The sequence below is a fragment of the Zhongshania sp. R06B22 genome, from assembly GCF_040892595.1.
Classification (GTDB): Bacteria; Pseudomonadota; Gammaproteobacteria; order Pseudomonadales; family Spongiibacteraceae; genus Spongiibacter; species Spongiibacter arctica.
The window spans coordinates 1,852,823-1,871,528 of record NZ_JBFRYB010000001.1 but is presented as its reverse complement, the minus strand read 5'-3'; the positions used below and the strand labels follow the sequence as shown (position 1 = coordinate 1,871,528).

Annotated in this window: 15 protein-coding genes; 9 read left to right on the top strand and 6 right to left on the bottom strand. The window is 51.2% G+C overall.

What is annotated here, in order from left to right; genetic code table 11:
* Window positions 1–29: 29 nt before the first annotated feature.
* The 4 genes from AB4875_RS08500 to AB4875_RS08485 form a co-directional block, all read right to left on the bottom strand.
* Window positions 30–1,193, bottom strand: a complete 1,164-nt coding sequence (locus AB4875_RS08500; RefSeq protein WP_368375631.1) for a thiolase family protein — start codon at window positions 1,191–1,193, stop codon at window positions 30–32.
* The gene (locus AB4875_RS08495) at window positions 1,193–2,269 is read right to left on the bottom strand and encodes a thiolase family protein (protein ID WP_368375630.1); all 1,077 of its coding nucleotides are present in this window, start codon (window positions 2,267–2,269) and stop codon (window positions 1,193–1,195) included. The genes AB4875_RS08500 and AB4875_RS08495 overlap by 1 nt, the downstream gene beginning before the upstream one ends.
* The gene (locus AB4875_RS08490) at window positions 2,256–3,233 is read right to left on the bottom strand and encodes a Zn-ribbon domain-containing OB-fold protein (protein ID WP_368375629.1); all 978 of its coding nucleotides are present in this window, start codon (window positions 3,231–3,233) and stop codon (window positions 2,256–2,258) included. The genes AB4875_RS08495 and AB4875_RS08490 overlap by 14 nt, the downstream gene beginning before the upstream one ends.
* Window positions 3,234–3,601: 368 nt before the next feature.
* On the bottom strand, window positions 3,602–4,753 hold the full coding sequence (locus AB4875_RS08485; RefSeq protein ID WP_368375628.1) for an alpha/beta hydrolase family protein: 1,152 nt from the start codon (window positions 4,751–4,753) through the stop codon (window positions 3,602–3,604).
* A gap of 178 nt (window positions 4,754–4,931) precedes the next feature.
* Between AB4875_RS08485 and AB4875_RS08480 the strand changes: the two genes are divergently transcribed.
* The 9 genes from AB4875_RS08480 to AB4875_RS08440 all read left to right on the top strand — a co-directional run bounded on the left by AB4875_RS08480 (window position 4,932) and on the right by AB4875_RS08440 (window position 16,238).
* On the top strand, window positions 4,932–5,453 hold the full coding sequence (locus AB4875_RS08480) for a YbaN family protein (RefSeq protein WP_368375627.1): 522 nt from the start codon (window positions 4,932–4,934) through the stop codon (window positions 5,451–5,453).
* Between the two features lie 260 nt (window positions 5,454–5,713).
* Window positions 5,714–6,367, top strand: coding sequence for a TetR/AcrR family transcriptional regulator (locus tag AB4875_RS08475; protein WP_368375626.1), 654 nt, complete (start codon window positions 5,714–5,716; stop codon window positions 6,365–6,367).
* A 17-nt stretch (window positions 6,368–6,384) separates the two neighbouring features.
* Complete coding sequence (locus tag AB4875_RS08470; protein ID WP_368375625.1) at window positions 6,385–7,746, top strand: cytochrome P450; 1,362 nt, start codon at window positions 6,385–6,387, stop codon at window positions 7,744–7,746.
* 246 nt (window positions 7,747–7,992) lie between these two features.
* Window positions 7,993–8,397 (top strand): MerR family transcriptional regulator, encoded by a 405-nt coding sequence (locus AB4875_RS08465; RefSeq protein ID WP_368375624.1) that lies wholly within the window; start codon window positions 7,993–7,995, stop codon window positions 8,395–8,397.
* A gap of 35 nt (window positions 8,398–8,432) precedes the next feature.
* On the top strand, window positions 8,433–9,605 hold the full coding sequence (locus AB4875_RS08460; protein ID WP_368375623.1) for an isovaleryl-CoA dehydrogenase: 1,173 nt from the start codon (window positions 8,433–8,435) through the stop codon (window positions 9,603–9,605).
* Between the two features lie 48 nt (window positions 9,606–9,653).
* Entirely contained in the window at window positions 9,654–11,261 is a 1,608-nt protein-coding gene (locus AB4875_RS08455) for a carboxyl transferase domain-containing protein (RefSeq protein WP_368375622.1), read from the top strand.
* A 79-nt stretch (window positions 11,262–11,340) separates the two neighbouring features.
* A complete protein-coding gene (locus AB4875_RS08450; protein WP_368375621.1) occupies window positions 11,341–13,350 on the top strand; it encodes an acetyl/propionyl/methylcrotonyl-CoA carboxylase subunit alpha in 2,010 nt (669 codons plus the stop codon).
* Between the two features lie 2 nt (window positions 13,351–13,352).
* Window positions 13,353–14,219: a hydroxymethylglutaryl-CoA lyase gene (locus AB4875_RS08445; protein ID WP_368375620.1), complete on the top strand. Its 867-nt coding sequence runs from the start codon at window positions 13,353–13,355 to the stop codon at window positions 14,217–14,219.
* A 66-nt stretch (window positions 14,220–14,285) separates the two neighbouring features.
* Complete coding sequence (locus AB4875_RS08440; RefSeq protein ID WP_368375619.1) at window positions 14,286–16,238, top strand: acetoacetate--CoA ligase; 1,953 nt, start codon at window positions 14,286–14,288, stop codon at window positions 16,236–16,238.
* 92 nt (window positions 16,239–16,330) lie between these two features.
* Here AB4875_RS08440 and AB4875_RS08435 read toward each other — a convergent pair whose 3' ends face one another.
* Both AB4875_RS08435 and AB4875_RS08430 read right to left on the bottom strand, forming a co-directional pair.
* The gene (locus AB4875_RS08435; RefSeq protein WP_368375618.1) at window positions 16,331–17,524 is read right to left on the bottom strand and encodes a sulfotransferase family protein; all 1,194 of its coding nucleotides are present in this window, start codon (window positions 17,522–17,524) and stop codon (window positions 16,331–16,333) included.
* 13 nt (window positions 17,525–17,537) lie between these two features.
* Window positions 17,538–18,659 carry a DUF1214 domain-containing protein gene (locus AB4875_RS08430; protein ID WP_368375617.1) on the bottom strand — a complete coding sequence of 374 codons (1,122 nt, stop codon included), beginning with the start codon at window positions 18,657–18,659 and terminating at the stop codon, window positions 17,538–17,540.
* Window positions 18,660–18,706: the final 47 nt, after the last annotated feature.

Below are 18,706 nucleotides of genomic sequence, written 5' to 3'. Positions count from 1 at the left end.
TGAATAGCACTAAATGGCGGCTTAGCGAATTACGGCTTCTCTGAGCTCACGACCCACATTGAGAAGAACTGCGCGCCGCCACCATAGGCATGCCCAAGCGCTGTTTTGGCGCCGTCTACCTGATGACCACCCGCTTCACCACGCACCTGCTGGGCAGCTTCTGCAAAGCGAATCATACCTGATGCGCCAATGGGGTTAGAACACAAGACGCCGCCTGAGCAGTTCCAGGGAATGTCACCGCCCTCGATCAGGGAGGTCGCACCAGCCATGGTCAATTCCCAGCCCTTGCCGGGATCGGCAAAGCCAAGGTTTTCAAGCCACATTGGCTCGTACCAAGAGAATGGCACATAGACTTCAGCACAGTCGAAATCCTTGCGTGGATTATGAATACCGGCCTGCGCGTAAACATCCTTGGCGCAATCGATACCCGCCTGTGGATTCACCTGGTTGCGACCCGCATACATTGTAGGTTCTGAACGCATTGCCGCGCCGCGAATCCACGCCGGTTTACGGGGTGACTTAGCCGCCAGCTCTTCGTTGGCGATAACCATGGCACAGGCACCGTCAGATGAGGGGCAGGCTTCCAAGAATCTCAGCGGTTCCCACAGCATTGGGCTGTCTTCAACTTCCTTGAGGGTAATATTTGGCAGCTGTAAATGCGCCAATGGGTTTTTAGAACCGTGCAAACGATCCTTAACCGCCACCTTGATACCGGCGTCGTAGGGTGCGCCTGAACGATGCATATACTCGCGAATAATCGGCGCGAAATAACCGCCTGCACCGGCATTTAAATGCGGTGAGAAAGGCTGTGGATTTGACAGCGCCCACATCGCATTCGACTCTGACTGCTTCTCATAAGACACAGTCAAAATACGTTTAAACACCCCGCTTTGCACATACGATGCAGCAACAATGGCGGTAGAACCACCCACCGAACCCGCTGTGTGTACCCGCAACATTGGCTTGCCATTACAGCCCAGCGCGTCGGTTAGATACAGTTCAGGCATAATTACGCCTTCAAACATATCCGGCGCCTTACCAATAATGACCGCGTCGATGTCATCCCAGGTTAAACCTGCATCTTCGAGGGCATTGACCGCGGCTTCGCGCACCATGCCCGCAATAGAAACATCTTTGCGTTTGGTTTTATATTTTGTTTGGCCTACGCCAACAACAGCAGCTAACTGAGCCATTATTTTGCCTCCAGTACGGTAATCAGGTTTTGTTGCAAGCACGGACCTGATGTCGCGTGGGCAACACCGCGTTTTGCTTCGCCACGAATAATGCGCATGGCAACTTCACCAATACGCGACAAACCTGATGCCATCATCACGTTACCCGCCAACACGCCACCAGATGGATTAACCACGGTGTCGTCACCCAGGCCCAAGGCCTTTTTCAGAATAATTTCTTGATGACTAAAGGGCGCGTACAGTTCGGCAACATCAACCGGACCATTTGCCACACCCGCTGCCTTAGCGGCGATTTCAGTTGATACCGAGCGGCTTAAATCACGCGAGCCAATGTGGTGAGTCTCAATGCGGTGATCTATGCCTTTTATCACTGCGTAGGGCTTGCCCCATTCTTTCGCTTTCTCGATGGTGCAGATAATCATGGCGCAGGCGCCATCTGAGATTGGGCAGCAATCATGACGACGCAGCGGCGACACATAGGTCGCTTCTTTCAATAAGTCGGCAGCGGTCTGATCGCCTTTTAACTGCGCGTGGGGATTATTCGCCAAGGCATTATTTCTAGAGCGCGCCACGACCTCAGCCATATCGTTCTCAGTAATTTCGCCTGAATCCAACATCGTTCTCGCCTGCATAGCGGCAAAGGCGATACTGTCTACCCACAGCGGTGCGAGGTAATAGGGATCAAGTTGTTGAGACAACACGATGGGTAGCTCACCCGGAGAAGATTTGCCAAAACCGTATAACAGCGCTGACTCAGCTTGTCCCATTTGGATTTTCAGCCACGCTTCGTAAAGTGCCCAAGCTGCATCCATTTCCACATGCGATTCTTTAATTGGCGGCACTGCGCCCAAGGCATCAACACCGGCAACAAAGGCAAACGCTGCGCCCTGCTGATAATCGCAGCTGCCAGAACAGGTGAAGTCAACGTCTTGGGCGTTGTTAATCCCCGCTTGCTTAAACACTTCACTGAGCACTGGCATGATCAGTTCTACTTCATTTTGCGCGCCGGCATCTCGCTGGCAATTCGATTGCGCAAAGGCAACTATCGCAACATCACGCATTTTATCGGCCCTCATCAATTAATTTGCCAATCTGATCCACCGGCATGTCCGGCTCGTCTATAGGCTTAAAGTACTGGATATTTTCCATGGCAAAGCCCCACTCTTCCTCGGGCCGCCAAAGCGCTTCTACTCGCATACCAATCCGCACGTCTTCGTTTTTACATTCGCTAAGCAAATGCAAGAAGCTCAAGTTCGCGCCGTCTAACACCAAGTTGGCAATAACATAGGGCGGCTTGATTGGGTTACCCGGAATGGGGATGTAAACAATGGTGAAGGACTCAACCGTGGCCTTGTTGCTTAAGGTCACTTGCTCTTCGGTAGGTACACCACACGCCGCGCAAGAACCACGGGGTGGGATATAAACATTGCGGCATTTTGGACAGCGCTGACCGACCAATTTACCTTCTTTCATTGAACGTAAGTAAAGTGAGGTCGCTTTACCTGCGGTGAAGTTATAGGTCAGGTAGCTTGGCGATTCGACACCGATAATAGGCTCATCAGAAGCCGCCGGTTTAAGCTCAGTCAGGAGCGCAACGGACTCGGGAACAAAGCCGTTAAGGTCGTCCATGACGCCCTTAGTCTCTGCGGCCCAACGCACTTTGACACGCATGCCGGTAGACATTGCCGCTTCGTCACCGGCGTCTATCCAATGCAGCATTGGGGTATCGGCACCGTCCAGCAAAATCATTGCCCAAGCGAATGGCTTATCACTGGGATGGGCTTTGCGAGGTTCTTTAACCCAGCACCAAGTCTTGACCACACCGCTGTCAGCAACATCGACAAATTCAGTTAATGCGGCAGCGCTCACCGGATCAAATTCCACCGGCGGCATTAGCACTTTGCCATCGCTGGCTTTAATGCCAACCATTTTGCGTGCGCGCAAGGAGGTCAAAAACTGACCCACAATAGGCCCAGTGGACCGTGTATAGGTATAGCCCAGCGTAAAGGCTTGGCTAAGAGTTTCAGCCGATGACGACATTAGGTCTCTCCTTCGTATTTAAAATCGGTCAGCGCTACACTCAGGTGTGTCGCCAACCAGCCTGGCAGGAAGTATCTCTGTGGCCCCGAAACCAGACAATGTCGCAGCTGATCAAGTACATGACAAAAACGATCAAGTACTGTCGGTATCTGCAATGAGGGAGACGGCTCTGCTATGAACCGAAGTAAGGATGGGATGATTTAAATTGTAAGACTAGAGGGTTGCGCAAAGACGGTCAGCGAGCAGTGGCCCACGATAGCCATTGCGCTAGCGGCAAAACACACTCTTCCGTGAGTGAGCGCCGGCGGCTCATGCTGTGAAGCCATAACACAGTATAAACACCGCCGACTGCTTAAGCCTTAATAAAGCTAGGGCTGAACCTGATCTACCGGGCAACTATCTGCGGGGATATTGGGATCAACAATACACTCAAAATAAGGGACGGTTTCGTTATAGCTGCCATCGAGCATTTTGCGCATATTTTCAAACGCGACCCGCATGACGGGATGGTAGGCCTGCGCTTCTGAGCCGTGGCCAGCCAGATTAAGGTAGGCGTCAGCATCACCCGCACCTGCTGTGCCGGTACCCGTTGAACCCGGATCCTGCCCCTCCGGAATACCAATAATGGTGAAGAACTGAGTGGGGATACCAGAGGTGGTTAAAGTGGATGCCATCACTCGGCCCTGATTATGGGGAACCAGACCGTCATTTACGGCGTGTATTACCGTGGCCGCACGCACACCAGCGAGTTTCATTTCAGCGGCATGATAGGCGGGAGAGCGACGCGCAAACGCCAGTGGACAGGTGACCGGGTTACCACCGGTATCGCGCTCAATACCGGCCTGGGCCTGCGCCGCGGTTTCCGATATTGATGCGGCGGCAGCTGCCTCTGCATAGGTTTCAGCTAGCTGGCTAACACCTTCTACATCCAGCCAATAATCATAGAGCGAGGAACCGTCTTCGGTAACAGCGGTAGATTCTGTAATCGCGGTACCCGAGATAGAGCCACCCATCGATACACCAAACATATAGACGGTGGTGATGCTGGGGAATTTCTCCATGGCATAGAGTGTGGCGCTTATTGTGTCATGGGCGCCGCGCAGGGTGGGAAAACCGAGGTTGTCACGGTAGTCCGTGCTAACAAATGCCACATCGCTAGGCTGGTTCTCGAAGTCCTTGGCCAAACGGATTTCGCGTCTCATATGGGGCAACCAACTTTCGCGGACGTTGTGGCCTATGCCGTGGGCAAATACCACTAGTCGGGTGGGCGCCTCACCTTCTTTATAAACCAGTATGCCTTCTGGCAATGGCAGGTTTGAGTCGGTGTCGGGAAGGCAGCCGGGATTAACATCCTGCGGTCCCGCAATATTAAAGCTGGCTAAGTCAGTGGCGGAGTCGGTGGTAAAGGTCTCGGTCACATAAGTGGCACTACCCGGGCCAGAAACACTAGAGCTACTACTGCCACCACAGGCAGTAACAGTCACGGCCATAATGGCGCCAAGAATAAGGTTTTTTTTCATATTATTACCACTGAAAATAAGGAGTTAACGAGCTATGAATCAGTCTCAGAGGCAGACACTGATACACAAAAGTTATTATTTGTGACGTATCCTCACCCAGAACAGCCATGACCGTCAAATATTCAATCGTCCTAGACTGCGGTATTATTGCCGTTAAGCCACAATCGACACCGCGCAAATGATAAACACTATTGGCCGCGAAGATGTCGATAACAACGTCTCTTTAGAACGAGTAATAATGAAAACGCCCTACCAGCATCGCAATCCCGTCATACGCTACATACTGTTTACTACCGGGTGGATCTCCTTCGTTTTGGGCATGATCGGCATATTATTACCGGTAGTACCGACAACCCCTTTTTTACTCCTTAGCGCCGCCTGCTTTTTACGCAGCTCACCACGTTTCTATACTTGGCTGACGGAACACCGCTGGTGGGGGAAATATATTCGCTACTATTTAAACGGCGAAGGTATACCGCGGCGCATCAAAATCTTAATTATTGCCATGCTGTGGATTACCATTCTTACCAGCGCACTGCTCATTGTGAAAATACATTGGCTGAGCGCAATGATGATTTCGGTCGCCGCGATTATAAGCATTTATATTTTTAGACAGCCCGAGCCTGTACCCGAAGAGATGGCCAAAGACATGGCCAAAGCCACAGAAACTAGCGAAACCCCGACAGATCAGCAGACATAGCCGACCACCCCTTCAATATCCGCAGAGCTCCTCTTAGCCGGCCCCAGAAAACAATCCCGTTTAAGGCTTGTTAAGGGCACTCGCCCGTTCCCCTGCACCACCCCTAGCCGACACATAATTCGAGGCACCTCACTCGTAATAGCGAATTTAAGAAACGCCATTTCGAGAACTAATCGACATCATCTGAATGAAATTAACTTGACGAAACACCAAAGCTGACTCAATATTAAACACCTGTTTAATATTGAGTCAGCTTTGCAGTGAATCCCAGTACCGCACCCAGACGCCGAGGCCGGCCAAAGAAGAACGAAGCGCCCGCCCTGTCTATCGAGCAATTACTCGAAGCCTCGGCGGATATCTTCGCTCGCGACGGCTACGACGGTGTTTCCCTGCGCAAACTGCAAGATGAATTAAACGTCAGCTACACCTTTTTCCACCACTACTTCAGCTCCAAAGAGCAGCTCTGGCAGGCTGTGGTAGACCGGCTCTGCGGCCACACTACGGCCAAAATTTTAGAAGCCCTGCAAAACATTGATGAAGGCCAGAACGAGCTAGATGCGCTTAAAGAAGGTATTGCCGTATATATTCGCAGCGCCTTTGAATACCCCGCGCTCTACCATATCTGTCAGCAAGAATCCCTGCGTGAAGGCCCGCGTCTGAGCTACCTTCACACACACTATTTTGAACCCGCGTGGCAGTTAATAAGCGATATGGTTGCCAAAGTAGAAGACCTGGGCCTGATTAAAGACATCCCCATTGTGACCCTGTTCTTTATGGTTCAATCGGCGACCGCACCTGTTGTGCAGCTGCCCTTTTATCAACGGCTCACCGGCAAGCCAGAGTTAGCCTCTGAATTAATAGAAACCCATATTCAACAATCTATAGACCTGCTGTTTCACGGCTGGCGCAGATAATAAAACGGAGCCCCCTAATGAAAACACCAACTGATTACTTAGCCTTACCCCGCAAGTCCACCGACGATATTATGCACGTGCCGGGTGACAAGGGCGCACTGCCAATCCTCGGTGATACGGTAGAATTTTTGACCGATTATTTAGGTTTAGTAACTCGCAAGCACAAGCTTTATGGACCCATCTTCCGCAACAACGCGCTACTGCAGCGCTCGGTTGCTTTACTAGGGCCAGAGGCTAATGAACTGGTTCTTAAAGATAGCGGCAAGATTTTTTCCAGCAAGAAAGCCTGGGACCCTATTCTGGATAGATTATTCCCAGACGGTCTGATGCTGCGCGATTTTGATGAGCACCGCTTCCATCGCCGTATTCTGCAAGCAGCATTTAAAAAGGATGCACTGCAGGGCTATCTCGACGAGATGAACCCGCGCATGCGTGAAGGCGTCGCTGCCTTCCCCAAGCAAGTCGAGTTCGGGTTTAAAGACAGCATTAAATCACTATTGCTAGACGTTGCCGCGCAAGTGTTTATGGGCGTAAAAATGGGCAACGAGGCCGACGCCATTAACAAAGGCTTTTTGCACGCGATGGAAGCATCACTAGCGGTCGTGAAACTACCGATACCGGGCACCACTTGGCAGAAGGGTTTGAATGGTCGTAAAACTCTCAAAAACTTTATTGAAAAACATATCGAAGCAAAACGCGCCACCGAGAGCAGTGATTTCTTCTCACAGTTTTGTCACGCCAAAGACGAAGATGGCAACACCCTTAGCGATGAGGCCGTGCGCGACCACACTATTTTCTTGCTGTTTGCCGCTCATGACACCACCACTAGCACGCTGTGTTCGATCATTTACGCACTAGCTAAAAACCCAGAGTGGCAAGATATTCTCTACCAGGAATGTCAGCAAATTGAAGGCGACAATCTAGGCTACGACGACCTGCCAAAACTGGAAAAAGCCGCGCTGGTAATGAAAGAAGCTTTGCGGATGTACCCCCCAGTTCCCGCTATTCCGCGTCGCTTAATTAAAGAAACTGAAATTATGGGTTATACCCTGCCGGCCAACACTGGCATCGGTATTTCACCGCTCTTCACCCACTATATGGAAGAGTGGTGGACAGAGCCTAAGAAGTTTGACCCCGAGCGTTTTTCTGCTGAGCGCGCCGAACACAAGCGCCACCTGTATCAGTGGATTCCCTTCGGTGGTGGCGGCCACAAGTGTATCGGTCTTAACTTTGCTGAAATGCAGGTGAAATTATTTATGTTTCATTTGCTGCGCAACTACACCATTAGCGTTAAGCCCGGCTATGAAATGAAGTACAACGCCGTGCCTATCTCCTTCCCAACTGATGGCTTGCCAGTGACCCTAACAGCCAGAAAATAGTCCTTTCTCCACGCCAGTAAATTTAGCGATTTTCTGGCGTGGACTTCTCACTCTGACTCGAATCTAGGTCCACTCCTATCCCCACTCCAGCATAGCGCCTATGCTCAGTTATCAGCTTAATACCCCCACATAGCCTAAATCCGAGCCACTCAGCCTAATCACCACAGCCATCAATCGTGTTGACGTTAACGTCAACTGCGGATAAAGTATGGCGCTACCCAGCAAACCAATAATTGGCAATGAGCTATGGCCGACAGAACTTACGGTATTTCGGATCTGGCATCGGAATTTGACGTCACCACGCGCACGATCCGCTTTTATGAGGAAAAGGGCCTACTCAATCCCCTGCGCGACGGTCAAACGCGAATTTACAGCGCCGCCGACAGAACAAAATTGAAGCTAATTCTTCGTGGCAAACGTTTGGGCTTATCTCTGGAAGACAGTAAAAGCATCATTGAGATGTATCATCCCGAGCACGACAATAGCCCACAGCTTATTAAGCTTATCGATAAGATACGTGAACGCCGCCGACTATTAAAAGAACAACTCAAGCAGCAGCTGCAAGACTTGCAAGACATGATCTATGAATTAGACCAAGCCGAAGATCGCTGCCAAGACGCCTTGAATGAAATAAATAAAACGACCCACTAAATACAGCAATCAAGAATTATCCAGAGGAAAATCCTATGAGCACTTCCTACCCTACTTTGAATTTTGGCCTCGGTGAAGAAGTCGAGATGTTGCGTGACGCCGCCGAGCAATTCGCCCAAAAAGAAATTGCTCCCCGCGCCGAGAGTATCGACAAAGACAATGAGTTCCCCATGGACCTCTGGCGTAAAATGGGCGACATGGGCTTGCTCGGCATCACAGTCTCAGAAGAGTATGGCGGCAGCAATATGGGCTATCTGGCCCATGTTATTGCCATGGAAGAAATCAGCCGTGCTTCCGCGTCTGTGGGCCTTTCTTACGGCGCTCACTCCAATTTGTGCGTAAACCAAATCTTCAAGAATGGCACTGACGCCCAGCGTGAAAAATATCTGCCCAAACTCTGTTCAGGCGAACATATTGGCGCGCTGGCCATGTCAGAACCCAACGCCGGTTCGGATGTTGTCAGCATGAAACTTAAAGCCGAAAAAGACGGTGACCACTATGTGCTTAACGGCAACAAAATGTGGATTACCAATGGCCCCGATGCCCACACCTATGTGATCTATGCAAAGACGGATATCCACGGCGGCTCCCGCGGTATTACGGCATTTATTGTCGAGCGCGACTACCCCGGTTTTAGCCGCTCACCTAAGCTCGACAAGCTCGGCATGCGCGGTTCAAATACCTGCGAGTTGGTGTTTGAAAACTGCAAAGTGCCAGCGGAAAATATCTTGGGCGCGGAAGGCGGTGGCGTAAACGTATTAATGAGCGGTTTGGACTTTGAGCGCACCGTGCTGTCCGGCGGGCCAACAGGCATTATGCAAGCATGCCTAGATGTGGTGGTCCCCTACCTTCACGACCGCAAACAATTCGGTCAGAGCATTGGCGAGTTTCAGTTGATGCAAGGCAAATTGGCAGACATGTACACCGAACTAAATGCCAGTCGCGCCTATCTGTACACTGTAGCCAAGGCCTGTGATCGCGGCGAAGCCAGCCGCAAAGATGCCGCCGCTGTGATCTTATATACCGCCGAGCGCGCCACCCAAATGGCCCTGCAAGCGATTCAAGCCCTGGGCGGCAATGGCTACACCAATGAATACCCAACGGGCCGTTTACTGCGTGACGCCAAGCTTTATGAGATCGGCGCCGGCACCTCAGAAATTAGACGCATGTTGATTGGCCGTGAACTCTTTAAAGAAACGATGCAATAAACGCGTTTATAAAAATCAACCTTAAGAAATACGGTAGGCACCGCGACAATGACTGTACTGACATCGAGCATTAATCCACGCGATCCAAGCTTTATTGAAAACGCCGAACACATGCAAGCGCAAGTCGACGACTTAAAGCAGCTAGTCGCTACCATTAATCAAGGCGGTGGCGAAAAGTCACAGCGGCGCCATCAAGACAGGGGCAAGCTGCTGCCCCGCGAGCGAATCAGTGCCTTAGTGGATGTCGGCGCGCCCTTTTTAGAGCTGTCGCAACTGGCTGCCTATAAAGTCTATGATGATGAAATCGCAGCTGCGGGCTTAATCACCGGTATCGGCCGGGTCTGTGGCCAAGAATGCATGATCATTGTTAATGACGCCACGGTGAAAGGCGGCACTTACTTTCCGCTGTCGGTAAAGAAACATTTACGCGCGCAAACCATCGCCCAAGAAAATCATTTGCCCTGTATTTACTTGGTCGACTCCGGCGGTGCCAATTTGCCACATCAAGACGAAGTGTTTCCAGATCGCGAGCACTTTGGTCGAATATTCTTCAACCAAGCAAATATGTCTGCAATGGGTATTCCGCAAATCGCTGTGGTCATGGGTAGCTGCACCGCAGGCGGCGCCTATGTGCCGGCTATGGCGGACGAATCTATTATTGTTAAAGAACAGGGCACAATTTTTCTAGCCGGCCCGCCATTGGTTAAAGCGGCGACCGGTGAAGTGGTTAGCGCCGAAGCCTTGGGCGGCGCAGATGTACACTGCAAAGTCTCCGGCGTTGCCGACCACTACGCCCAAAATGATCACCATGCCCTGCAAATAGCGCGCAATGCAGTAAAACGTTTGAATCGTCGCAAACCAATATCTATGGATATTAGCCCCAGCGTCGAGCCCGCGTTTTCACCCCAAGAAATTTACGGTGTGGTTCCCAAAGACAGCCGCAAACCCTACGACGTAAGAGAAGTGATTGCGCGGATTGTAGATGGCTCCGACTTCGACGAATTCAAAGCCCTATTTGGTACAACCTTGGTATGTGGCTTCGCCCGCATCTTTGGCTATCCGGTTGGCATTGTGGCCAACAACGGTATTCTGTTTTCAGAATCGGCACAGAAAGGCGCGCACTTTATTGAGCTGTGTGCGCAACGCAAAATTCCGCTGATCTTTTTGCAAAACATCACCGGCTTTATGGTTGGCCAGCAATACGAATCTGGCGGCATTGCCAAGCACGGCGCAAAAATGGTGACCGCCGTCGCCTGCGCCCAAGTGCCTAAACTCACGGTACTTATTGGTGGCTCATTCGGCGCGGGCAACTACGGTATGTGCGGCCGCGCTTACGACCCGCGCTTTATGTTTATGTGGCCCAATGCCCGCATCTCGGTTATGGGTGGCGAACAAGCCGCTGGCGTTATGGCGCAAATCAAACGCGACCAATATGAGCGCGACAATAAAGACTGGCCGAGCGACGAAGAAAAAGCCTTTAAGCAACCTATTCTCGACACCTACGAGGAACAGGGCCACCCCTACTACGCGTCGGCAAGACTATGGGACGATGGTGTTATCGATCCTGCCGATACGCGCATGGTGCTGGGCTTAAGCCTGTCGGCCAGCTTGAACAAGCCCATAGAAGACACCAAGTTTGGGGTCTTTAGGATGTAAGCCAAACCCTGTTTAGCACACTAAATACCGTCGTGATCGCTACGCCAAACGCGGGCAATAAAATCCAGGAAATAAAACAATGTTCGACAAAATTTTAATCGCAAACCGTGGTGAAATTGCCTGCCGAGTTATTAAGACGGCGCGTGAAATGGGTATTCTCACTGTGGCTGTTTACAGTGATGCCGATCGCAATGCGCTGCATGTCAGCATGGCTGACGAAGCCATTTATATTGGCGCATCACCGGCTAGAGAATCCTATTTAGATGTCGATAAAATTATTGACGCAGCAAAAATAAGCGGAGCTCAAGCCGTTCATCCCGGTTATGGTTTTCTATCTGAAAACGCTGAGTTTTGTCGCCGCTGCGCAGCCGAGAATATCGTTTTTATTGGTCCGCCAACCAGCGCAATAGTGGCGATGGGATCGAAAGCTGCCGCCAAAGATATTATGGGGAAAGCCGGCGTACCACTGGTTCCCGGTTATCACGGCGACGACCAGAATCCAGAGATCATTCGTCAAGCCGCTAATGATATGGGCTACCCGGTATTGTTAAAAGCCACAGCCGGTGGCGGCGGTAAGGGTATGCGACAAGTGTGGAGCGCCGACGAGTTCGACAGCGCGCTGCAGGCCGCAAAGCGCGAAGCCCTCAATGGCTTCGGCGACGATACGATGTTGGTAGAAAAGTATCTTACCCAGCCACGCCATATCGAAATTCAAGTTTTTTGCGACAGCCACGGCAACGCTGTTTATCTGTTTGAACGCGACTGCTCTATTCAGCGCCGCCATCAAAAGGTCATTGAAGAAGCACCCGCGCCGGGTTTAAGTGCGGCACTGCGCAGTGAAATGGGTAATGCCGCGGTGCGCGCCGCGCAAGCCATAGACTATGTTGGCGCCGGCACCGTTGAGTTTTTATTAGATAGCGACGGTAGTTTCTATTTTATGGAAATGAATACCCGCTTACAGGTTGAGCACCCGGTCACTGAAATGATCACTGGCCTCGATCTAGTCGACTGGCAGCTCCGCGTTGCCGCCGGCGGTGTATTGCCACTGAAGCAAGATGAACTGCAAATTCGCGGTCACGCCATAGAAGCGCGCATCTATGCAGAAGACCCCGACAATGAGTTTTTGCCGCAAACAGGCACCCTCCACTTTTTAGAAACCCCGTCTGAATCCGCCCACGTTCGCATTGATACCGGTGTGCGCGAAACCGACGAGGTCAGTGTGTTTTACGACCCGATGATTGCCAAGCTAATCGTTTGGGATGAAGACCGCGACGCCGCGCTGCGCCGCCTGAGTAGCGCACTTAAGCAATACCGTATCAGCGGCGTCATCAATAATATCGATTTTCTGCACACCCTCAGTCGCCATCCGGCCTTTGTTGCTGCCGATTTCGACACCGGTTTTATCGGCAAGCATGAAGCCAGTTTAATCGGCATCACCCAAGCCCAAAATCCAAGCAGCCTTGCCCTCGCCGCCTTGTATTTAGTGCTGGCACAAAAGCAGCGCATCCATGACTTTGCAGAAGCCAGTGGCGAGGCAAATTCACCCTGGAACAATCCCCACAACTGGCGCCCCAACCAAGACGCAGAACATCGCTTTACACTCAAAAGTGGTGACGATCTGCATACGGTAGCGGTGACAGCCCAATCGAGCGCCATGGATTCTGCGTTTTTGATTCACTGCAATGACACCGCCTTTAACGCAAGCGGCGAGCTAGCAGGCCGAGTACTGAAAGCAGATATAAATGGCCGCCAACTCACCGCCACCATTTCTGCGCACGGCGGCAGCTATAGTCTATTCAGTGCAGAGCCCACAATGCACTTCGCTATTCACGGGCCGGACTTGGGCGACAACAGCAATGACGCCGGTGAAGACCAATTAGTCGCCCCCATGAACGGCACCGTGGTAAGCCACTTGGTGGATACCGGCAGCACCGTCGTCAAGGGCACTCCGCTGATGATTATGGAGGCCATGAAAATGGAGCACACCATTCGCGCACCCGCAGACGGCATCGTCAAGGCTTTCTATTTTCAAGCCGGCGAGCTAGTCAGCGGCGGCGCTGAGTTAATTCAATTTGAGCGAGCTGAATAATCATGGCAAAGATATTCCCAAGCAGGGCACGCATCGTCGAGGTCGGTCCACGCGATGGCCTCCAAAATGAAAAGCAGCCTATCGATATCGACACCCGTGTGCAGCTCATCAATAAACTTGCTGACGCCGGTCTTAGCTATATCGAAGTAGGTAGTTTTGTCAGCCCGAAGTGGGTGCCGCAAATGGCCGGTAGCGACCAAGTGTTTGCCGGCATAGAGCGCAAGCAAGGTGTTCACTATATTGCCCTGACTCCCAATCTGCGCGGTTATGAACAAGCGGTTCTCGCCCGTGCTAGCGAAGTGGCGATTTTCACCACCGCCTCTGAGGCCTTTGCCCAGAAAAACACCAATTGCTCCATCGCCGAAAACCTTGAACGCTTCACGCCAATTATTGCACAAGCCAAAGCGCAGGGAATGCCGGTACGCGGCTATATCTCCTGTATTGCTGGCTGCCCATACGAAGGTGATATTCCCCCGGAGGCAGTCGCGCAGCTCGCCGTAAAATTAATTGACATGGGCTGCTACGAAATCTCACTGGGCGACACCATTGGCAGCGGCACGCCAGAACAAATCAGCGCTATTTTAAAAGTGATATTACAACAGGTCCCAGCAGACAAACTTGCTGTGCACTTTCACGACACCAATGGCCGCGCCTTAGAAAATATTCGCGTGGCACTGCAGTCAGGTATTACCGTGATTGATAGCGCGATAGGCGGATTGGGTGGCTGCCCCTACGCCGAAGGCGCCTCAGGTAATGTGGCAACCGAATCAGTCATCGGCTTATTGGATGAACTCAATATTGCCCACGGCATTAATCTTCCCAAGCTTTTGCAAGCAAGTGCATTTATTACTCAGGCACTAAAGAGCTAAGGAAGGAACAACAACCAGTGTGTAACGCTGGACACATTTTTAGGTCTTAGCGCTAGGAAAAAAATAATGGCCCAATGTTTATGGCAAGCTCCGCCAAGTCGAATAGCCAACGCCAAGCTCACTCAATTTCAGCACAAGATTGAAGCTGAAAATGGGGCTAGCTTTGCCAGCTACGACGCGCTTTATACTTGGTCTATAGATTGTCCGGACTTATTTTGGGCTGCGGTGTGGGAGTTTTGCGGGGTACGCAGCTCGGCGCCCTACCGCTCAGTCATCCGCGCTGGAAAGTCGTTTTCCGATACCATCTGGTTCGAGGGCGCAAAGCTTAACTACGCAGAAAATTTACTGCGCCGCCGCGACGACAAAACAGCCATTGTCTCGCTGCTTGAAAATGGCCAACGCCGCAGTCTCTCTTATGCACAATTATATAAACAAGTAGAACAACTGGCAGCGGCGCTGCGCGCTCAGGGTGTCAGCTCTGGAGACCGCGTTGCCGGCATTATGCCCAATATTCCGGAAGCGCTAATCGCCATGTTAGCGACCGCGAGTATTGGTGCAATCTGGTCTTCCTGCTCGCCAGATTTTGGCAGCCAAGGCATTTTGGATCGCTTTGCACAAATCCAACCTAAGGTTCTTTTTTGTAGCGACGGCTATTATTACAACGGTAAAACGATTCACTCCCTAGACATCGTGAAATCTGTCGCTGACAGTATTCCTGAATTAAAGAAAATAGTGGTAGTCGCCCTCATTTCTGAATCATCAGATATTAGCGCCATTGAAGACGCGACGCACTACTCAGACTTGCTAGCGAATGCCCCGCTAAGTCCGCTGGTTTTTGAGCAACTGCCCTTTGATCACCCGCTTTATATTCTGTATTCATCCGGCACCACCGGTGTACCCAAGTGCATCGTTCACAGTGCCGGTGGCACATTGCTGCAACATCTAAAAGAACACGCCCTGCATACCGACATCCAAACTGACGACGTGCTGTTCTACTACACCACCTGCGGCTGGATGATGTGGAACTGGCTAGTCTCAGGTTTAGCGAACGAATGCACCCTTGTGCTATATGACGGCTCACCGCTGGCAGGCAATAATACCCTGCTACTAGACGCGATTGATCAGGAAGGCATTTCCGTTTTCGGCACCAGCGCCCGCTACATTGCCTCGCTGGAAAAAGCCGGCATTACACCGCGCGAGTCCCATTCGCTGGCCAGTTTAAAAACTATTTTATCTACCGGCTCACCGCTGAGCGATGAAAGCTTCAACTATGTATACCGCGATATAAAAACCGATGTGTGTCTGTCATCCATTAGCGGCGGCACCGATATTGTTTCCTGCTTTGTCTTGGGTAATCCACTGCTGCCGGTATACAGCGGCGAAATTCAGTGCCGTGGCCTAGGCATGGCAGTAGAAATTTGGAATGACGATGGCAAGGCTGTCTATCAAGAAAAAGGCGAGCTGGTATGCACTGCGCCCTTCCCTAGCTGCCCTGTTGGCTTTTGGAATGATGCCAGCGGTGAAAAATTTCACGACGCTTATTTCGCTACTTTCCCCGGCATTTGGGCGCACAGCGATTACGCCGAAATCACGGTCAACAATGGCGTTATAATTCATGGCCGCAGTGACGCGGTGCTCAATCCCGGCGGCGTCCGTATCGGCACCGCAGAGATTTATCGTCAGGTTGCCAAAGTTGAGCAAGTGATAGATTCAGTGGTGGTGGGACAAGACTGGCAAAACGATGTGCGGGTCATTCTATTCGTGGTCTTAGCTGAGGGTATTAGCTTGAACGATGAACTGATCAAAACCATCAAAACCACTATTCGCAGCAACGCCACGCCAAGACACGTTCCAGCTAAAGTTCTGCAAGTGCCAGACATACCCCGCACCATCAGTGGTAAAACCGTCGAGCTTGCTGTTAGAGAAACCCTGCACGGGCGGGCTGTGAAGAACACCGACGCCTTGGCCAACCCTGAAGCCCTTGGGTATTTTAAAGATTTACAAGAGCTACAAAACTAAAGTGGAGCAGTGTATTCCCTATCGCACTGACATCGAGTAGCGCTGATTTTAGGCAGCGCTACTCGATATATTGAAAAAGCAGGCATCTAAGTTTAATCAACAAAACGCTTTCGGTATTCCGCAAATTGTTGCTTTAAGCCTTCTTCCGTTAAACCAAACTGCTCCAGGGTATATTCATGGCTGGGACGACTGTCGCGGCGATTATCTTCCTGATGTTTCTCCATGGCGGCGCGGGCGGTATCGGTAAGGTCCATGCCAATAAAATCATAGACTTTCTTTACCGATGACAGCGGGTCAACCACGGTGTCTTTATACCACACGTCCAAAAATGCCTGCGGCTGTTGATCACGGATTTTTAGCGTGTGTAATGTGCCGCGGGCATATTTTGCAGCCCACTGCTCGCCAACTACTTTTCCGTCCACCTTATCGCTGCACATAATCCATAGGTTGTAATTCATGCTTGCGGCGGAGGGAATGGTCTGCAGTGGATCGCGGTGAGTCTGAACAATTTTAGCGTCTGGAAATATCTTTAACAAAGTCGCGATGTGGTGGATATGATGCGGCGTTTTTAGCAGCCAGCGCTCGGCGACTTGGCCTATTTGTTTTTTCTGCCACTGCAAAAATTGCAATAGGCGTTTCAGATATTGGTAGGCCGGTGTGTTGTCGTGCTCATCGTTCCACTTGCCATAGGTCGGCACATTGCAAAAAGCATCGGGCACGGTGCTATAAAAACTGTGTTCCAGTAGCAGTATGTCTTCATCAGCAGCCACCGGGTCCATGGGATGAATAGCGGCGATTTCTGGATTTGCCTCTAACATGGCGGCCACTTCAGCCTCGGCAGAAGTAATGCGCGCGTCCTTACCTGTAAAGTCCCACTCTAATTCCGGTGCGGGGTTACGCACTTCATACCACAGCGGTGCGTAAAAGCGTTTATCCGCAGCGAGTATGCGATGAAAGAAGGTCGAACCCGTTCGCTGCAAACCAATAATTACGACTGGCGCGCTAATTTCTTCGTCAAGAATCTCTGGATGTTTATCAATCCACCCCTCCACTCGCAGACGATTAATTAGAATATTGAGAATACGTTGGTACTGACCAAAGCGGCCGCCGGCATTGAGATTGGCCTCTTCGTTTAATGACTTGATCAAGACATCCAATGGTTCACGAAAAGATTCATCACCAAAATCAGATAAGCCGGTGGCATCCATAGCTGCTGCCAATAAAGTGGTCGCTGTTAAATCAACCTCGGGAATAGCAAAGTCTGTGCTCTGTTGTTCTGTGCTCAAGATCGTCTCTCCTTTATTGGGCCAATAGCTGCGCTAGTTCTGCCAGTTTCACCACTTTGCAGCGGGGGTGCACAATACGGTCTGCACCAATCCACCGAAAAGCCATAGTCCCCTCGCGGTGGCCAGTGGTGTCTAGCCAGTTTTCGCAACCCGGATCTTTAGCAGACACCACAATACTCACACCACCATCACTGCGATATTTTGCGGTGTGCTTATTAACGTGAATCTGCACGTAGCGGTATTCAAGCGATTCCATCCAGTAATTATTCAACTGAAAGTTCCAGTTATCGCACTGCGGTATATCATCAGCTTCAATCAGCAGCGCTTCATCATCTGCCAAGTTAAAATAGCCGTGGTAATAATAAATATTGGGATCGCCACCTAGCTTTTGACAGTATTCCTGATCCGCCGCCGGCAAGGTATTGGGGTGTTCCTTGAAGCCCTGCGCCCAGTCGGCAAACAAGGTTGCGGTGCCTTTCACAAAGGCGGCGGTCTTGGCTAAATCTGCTTTTAATTTTGGCCCGGCAAGCGCTGCGGGTTTGCTATCCCCCATATCGAGACGGCTAATAGTAAGGTCGGCGAAGGTCTCGGTAGAGCGATCTAAATAGGTTTCACGCACTAACACGGCCACGGTGTCATCGGTAATTTTTAGCCAATTGCCGGGCTGTGGGGTTTGCGACAGAATCACATCGATGCTGCCGTCGGCGTTTACCTCTAAACCGCTGTGAGTGTCGATGGCACTCACCGAGCGCATATTGCCGTCGGCCTCCTCGTAGCCACCGGCAATGGCAATAAAGCCAAGGTAGGCAACGGTGCCCCGCGTACCGCTAATCCGATAATCGTGCTGACCATTAATCTCGGCGCGAAGATAATAGTTGTCGGGATTGTCGGCGCCAATTTTTGCGGTTTCATGAGAGGGGCGGTAAAAGCTGGGGAAATCGCGGTCACTGCACTCCATAAACATATCAAGAGCAATGCGAGTTAGTCGGGTGAGGTAGCGCCAGCCCTCGGCGCGGTTCAATTCATCAGTCGGGGCCTCTGGACGGATGATCTGCTGGCCAGCCGCCTTAAGCTCATCACAAAACGCCTCCCATGCATCAATATCGACGAGGGGATTTGGGGTGTCTACTGCCATTGTGATACTCCTATTATTATCGTCAGTATTCTGACTTAACAGCAGTA

Bases quoted from the DNA above. Each gene is read 5' to 3' on its own strand.
- AB4875_RS08500 (WP_368375631.1), bottom strand. From the start codon at position 1,193: ATGGCTCAGTTAGCTGCTGTTGTTGGCGTAGGCCAAACAAAATATAAA.
- AB4875_RS08495 (WP_368375630.1), bottom strand. From the start codon at position 2,269: ATGAGGGCCGATAAAATGCGTGATGTTGCGATAGTTGCCTTTGCGCAA.
- AB4875_RS08490 (WP_368375629.1), bottom strand. From the start codon at position 3,233: ATGTCGTCATCGGCTGAAACTCTTAGCCAAGCCTTTACGCTGGGCTAT.
- AB4875_RS08485 (WP_368375628.1), bottom strand. From the start codon at position 4,753: ATGAAAAAAAACCTTATTCTTGGCGCCATTATGGCCGTGACTGTTACT.
- AB4875_RS08480 (WP_368375627.1), top strand. From the start codon at position 4,932: ATGATAAACACTATTGGCCGCGAAGATGTCGATAACAACGTCTCTTTA.
- AB4875_RS08470 (WP_368375625.1), top strand. From the start codon at position 6,385: ATGAAAACACCAACTGATTACTTAGCCTTACCCCGCAAGTCCACCGAC.
- AB4875_RS08465 (WP_368375624.1), top strand. From the start codon at position 7,993: ATGGCCGACAGAACTTACGGTATTTCGGATCTGGCATCGGAATTTGAC.
- AB4875_RS08460 (WP_368375623.1), top strand. From the start codon at position 8,433: ATGAGCACTTCCTACCCTACTTTGAATTTTGGCCTCGGTGAAGAAGTC.
- AB4875_RS08455 (WP_368375622.1), top strand. From the start codon at position 9,654: ATGACTGTACTGACATCGAGCATTAATCCACGCGATCCAAGCTTTATT.
- AB4875_RS08450 (WP_368375621.1), top strand. From the start codon at position 11,341: ATGTTCGACAAAATTTTAATCGCAAACCGTGGTGAAATTGCCTGCCGA.
- AB4875_RS08445 (WP_368375620.1), top strand. From the start codon at position 13,353: ATGGCAAAGATATTCCCAAGCAGGGCACGCATCGTCGAGGTCGGTCCA.
- AB4875_RS08440 (WP_368375619.1), top strand. From the start codon at position 14,286: ATGGCCCAATGTTTATGGCAAGCTCCGCCAAGTCGAATAGCCAACGCC.
- AB4875_RS08430 (WP_368375617.1), bottom strand. From the start codon at position 18,659: ATGGCAGTAGACACCCCAAATCCCCTCGTCGATATTGATGCATGGGAG.